At 67.0% G+C, this 3,507-nt stretch carries 5 protein-coding genes and 1 pseudogene; 3 read left to right on the top strand and 3 right to left on the bottom strand.

All coding sequences use genetic code 11. The annotated features are described in order from the left end of the window. Positions 1–382, top strand: a 382-nt coding sequence (locus tag ABZ862_RS20030) for an integrase core domain-containing protein (protein ID WP_360959818.1), incomplete at its 5' end; no start/stop codon positions are given. Positions 383–722: 340 nt separating this feature from the next. Here the strand turns inward: ABZ862_RS20030 and ABZ862_RS20025 are convergent. The 3 genes and pseudogenes from ABZ862_RS20025 to ABZ862_RS20015 form a co-directional block, all read right to left on the bottom strand. Further along, positions 723–1,007: pseudogene (locus ABZ862_RS20025) on the bottom strand (site-specific integrase); the annotation flags it as partial. A gap of 124 nt (positions 1,008–1,131) precedes the next feature. Beyond that, positions 1,132–1,680 carry a PIN domain-containing protein gene (locus tag ABZ862_RS20020; RefSeq protein ID WP_360959816.1) on the bottom strand — a complete coding sequence of 183 codons (549 nt, stop codon included), beginning with the start codon at positions 1,678–1,680 and terminating at the stop codon, positions 1,132–1,134. Between the two features lie 58 nt (positions 1,681–1,738). Further along, positions 1,739–2,188: a helix-turn-helix domain-containing protein gene (locus ABZ862_RS20015; RefSeq protein ID WP_360959814.1), complete on the bottom strand. Its 450-nt coding sequence runs from the start codon at positions 2,186–2,188 to the stop codon at positions 1,739–1,741. A gap of 294 nt (positions 2,189–2,482) precedes the next feature. On the opposite strand from ABZ862_RS20015, the gene ABZ862_RS20010 reads away from it, so the two are divergent. Further along, positions 2,483–2,698 (top strand): hypothetical protein, encoded by a 216-nt coding sequence (locus ABZ862_RS20010; protein ID WP_360959813.1) that lies wholly within the window; start codon positions 2,483–2,485, stop codon positions 2,696–2,698. Positions 2,699–2,954: 256 nt separating this feature from the next. Further along, a complete protein-coding gene (locus tag ABZ862_RS20005) occupies positions 2,955–3,377 on the top strand; it encodes a hypothetical protein (RefSeq protein ID WP_360959811.1) in 423 nt (140 codons plus the stop codon). Positions 3,378–3,507 lie beyond the last annotated feature (130 nt).

Genomic DNA, 3,507 nt, shown 5'->3' with positions numbered 1-3,507 from the left:
CACCGACCTGGTCGCCGACGCCCTGAAAATGGCCGCCCGGACCCGCGGCGGTCTCGACGGGGCGGTGTTTCACTCGGACCACGGAGCCCAATACGGGGCCAGGGCCTTCGCCGACCTCTGCGACCAGCTCGGCGTCACCCGATCCATGGGCGCGGTCGGCACCAGCGCGGACAATGCTGCCTGCGAAAGTTTCCACGCGTCCCTCAAACGCGAGACCCTCCAGGGCGCCCACGACTACGGCGAAGCCGCCACCTGCAGGAGAACGGTCTTCGCCTGGCTGACCCGCTACAACACCCGCCGCCGGCACTCCGCCAACGGCCACCTCAGCCCCAACGAATACGAACGCCGACACCACGCCGCTAAGCTCACGCTCGCCGCGTGATCAAAGACCGCGTGCCCACCATCTTGGGGGAAGGCCCGCTCCCGCCTCGCGGGCGGCTGACCTGCCTCAGCGCCACGGGGCGGCCCCGAACCGCGTCGATGCGGCGATGACCTGCACATTCCGAGTGCTTGATCGGCTACACCACGAAGAGAAACACCACCCGCTCGGTGCGCCAGGATCCGGCTGTGCCACAAGCTCAGCCCGGCCACCTTGCGCACTGCTCGGATCACATCCATCTCGCGGGGCCCGCACTCGATGAGCACCACCTCGTGGGACGGGTCGTGGCAGAGCAGCGTCTGGTATCCGGTGGACTCTTCGTCGGACATCTCGCCCTCCTGCCTCAGGGAGCGGGAGCGTATGCGGACTCGAAGACGGCGGCCACAGCTTTTCGGGTGCGCTCGCGGCTGCTCGGCATGAGACGGGCGTACACCCGCAGAGTCAGGCCGGAGCCGGAATGGCCCAGGTACTCGGCGAGGGCCTTGATGTTCTCCCCGGCGTCCAGGAGTACCGAGGCGTAGAAATGTCGAAGGGCGCGTATGCCGTTCTCGCGAGACCCCGCGTACGACTCGCCAGGCTTCCGCTCAGGAATCACCCCCGCCGCAACCGGCGCCCGCTTCCACGCGTCAGATGCGGCGTGCGCATGTCCATGCCGCAACCCAAGCGAACCTCGAACGTCCGACCAGCGGCGATGCCCCCACATCACACCATCGAGTGATGGCAAGACGAAAAGAACGCCACGTCCCGCACTCTCAGTGTCCGAGATGCCGCGTCAAGAGGTCGGCGAGGGCTGGTAGACCGGCCTTGGCGAGTCGGGCGATGGCATCGGTGATCGTGACAGGCGGGTTGCGCTTCTCTCCGGCAAGTCTGACCACCGTATCCACCACTTCATCCGGTAACTCGCCGTACAGCCCGCACAAGTACGAATCCGGGTCGATCACCCGCACTCCGCGCTCAGCCAAGTCGCCCGCAGGGAAGTCGGCAAGGTTCCAGGTGACCAGCGCAGCGACACCGGCTGCCACTGCTGCCGCCGCATGGTGCCGGTCGTCGGGATCGTCGCCGGGCATCTCATCCACAAGATGCTCATAGGACGCTGCCGTGATCTCGCAATCAGCGAAGAAGCGTCGAACGGCATGGCCAACCGCGGCAGCCGACTCCGCTGAACGCCTGCCCTCCCGGACGATGACCCGCTCCCACTCTGCGAGGAGGCGCTCGGACCACACGATCTCGTGAACGGAGTCCTCCGTGAGGGCCAGCATCACGTCCATCACCGAGAACGGAAACAAGACGTTGGTGTCCACGAAGACCCGCGGTGCCACGCTTCCCCCTTCTGCTGTGCCGCCGGCGGTGAGAACCGGATCAGCCTGCCGATGCGGTGTCGTCCAACATGTCGGCGATCTGACGCCGTCCCTCCCTGCGGCGTTCCCGCCGCTGCTGGAACGCCAGCACATCGGCAAGGCGCACCACACGGTGACTGCTTCCAGGCAGGTTCGTCGACGGTATGTCGCCGGCGTCGAGCAGGCGGGTGACGAACGGTCGGGACAAGCCCAGAAGCTCAGCAGTCTCGGCAGGCGACAGCTGAACCTCGGAGGCCAGGACCGTGACCGCATGCCCGCGGGCCAGCTCGCCGGCGGAGGCGAGGAGGATGCGGACCAGTTCCCGTGGCAGTGCCAGCTCGTCACCGTCCGAGGTGCGCACCAGAACCTGAACCTGCTCCGGCGTCATTCGGGCGGTCGCGGCGAGTGCGCACTGATGTGAGGGGTTCGGTTCTACCTTTTCAGCGCGGGCAAGAACGCTCGTACGAGCCATGGCCTCCTCCAATCGCCGTCCCAGGGAAAATTCATCTGCAATAACTGTAACCGAAGGGCCTTGTGTGGACAACCGTGTGGTGGCCAGGTGGGATCTCGGCAGTCAGAGGACTTGCCTGGCGCTGTGATGGTGTGACGTCCGGTCCATGCGGAGGAGCGTGGCTTCAGGTCGCGGCTCAGGGGTTTCTCGCGGAGTGTCAGAAGTCCTGTGAGAACGGCGGGCTGACGCGTTGCGGCAGTGATGATCATGAGAGTCGGCCGCCATCGGTGCCGCACAGGGTGCAGCATCGTCCACTTGGGCAAGGCTGTGCATGTGGCCGATGTGTTGCTGTCCGAAGTGCCGCCCGGCAAGGGCGGGCGGATGGCGGGCCGGGACTTCCTCGGCTTCGGCTGGTTTCCGGTGCTCGGCGGCATCAGGGGCAGCCCGCGGCAGTCGGTGCTGACGGTGTTGCTGGCGCTGATGGTGCTTGTGATCCGGCACGTCGGGGCCGAAGTGTGCCTGGCCTCCTAGGGGTCCGGACTTTCTCCGGTCGCGCACACGGATGCCGATTCGGGGGAAAAGTGGACGTATTGACCCGGTGTCGCTACGGTCGAACGGTCGGACAGCGCAGCCGTGGCAACCGTCGGGGTGGCGCTGCCCAGTTGACAGCACAGCGCGGTGTGCCGCACGTGGCGGCTCGGTGCTGTGTTCCGGATTCAGACAGCTCGACGTCCTCGTCAACTCGATCCGAAACAGACGATGATGAGTGGAGACTGAGATGCGGTTCTTGAGGAGTAAGGGCGGCGGCAGGGCTCGGCGGCTCGGTGCCGCCGCCGCGGTGGTCTCGCTGGCCGCCGCCGTCCCGGTGGTGGCCGGCGGTACCGCGCAGGCCAACCCGCGGATGGGACTGGTCGTGGTGACGGGCACCGCGAGCTGTGAGCGGTTCCCGTTCCCGCACCGGTCGTCCGTGACCGAGGTGACGATCACGCCCCGGTTCCGGGCGCCGAAGACGGACGAACTCTCGGGTCAGCGAAGGGTCGAGAGGTACGCGCTGGCCTTCACGAACGTTCCGAGGCTGCCCAGGGGCCTGCCGGCGACGGCGGAGGTCACCTGTGCCGACCGTCATGGTCATGAATTCACGTACAGCAAGCGCTTCGTGATCCAGCGGCCCGAGGGCCGTACCGTGACCCAGATCCTCAACCTCTTCTAGGAGAGGAGACAGACGGGTCGGGGCCTGCGGCGGCGGAAGCGGGCGTGGCGAAGGGCTGTGGGAGAGGTCGGCACAGGTGACCTCCGCCGTCGCCGGCAGGCCCCTGGGCAGCCTCGGAACGTTCGTGAAG

It is taken from the genome of Streptomyces sp. NPDC047000, assembly GCF_040644295.1.
Classification (GTDB): Bacteria; Actinomycetota; Actinomycetes; order Streptomycetales; family Streptomycetaceae; genus Streptomyces.
Note: the sequence above shows the minus strand (reverse complement) of the source record. Positions and strands in the feature narration are given on the sequence as shown.

Bases quoted from the DNA above. Each gene is read 5' to 3' on its own strand.
- ABZ862_RS20015 (WP_360959814.1), bottom strand. From the start codon at position 2,188: ATGGCTCGTACGAGCGTTCTTGCCCGCGCTGAAAAGGTAGAACCGAAC.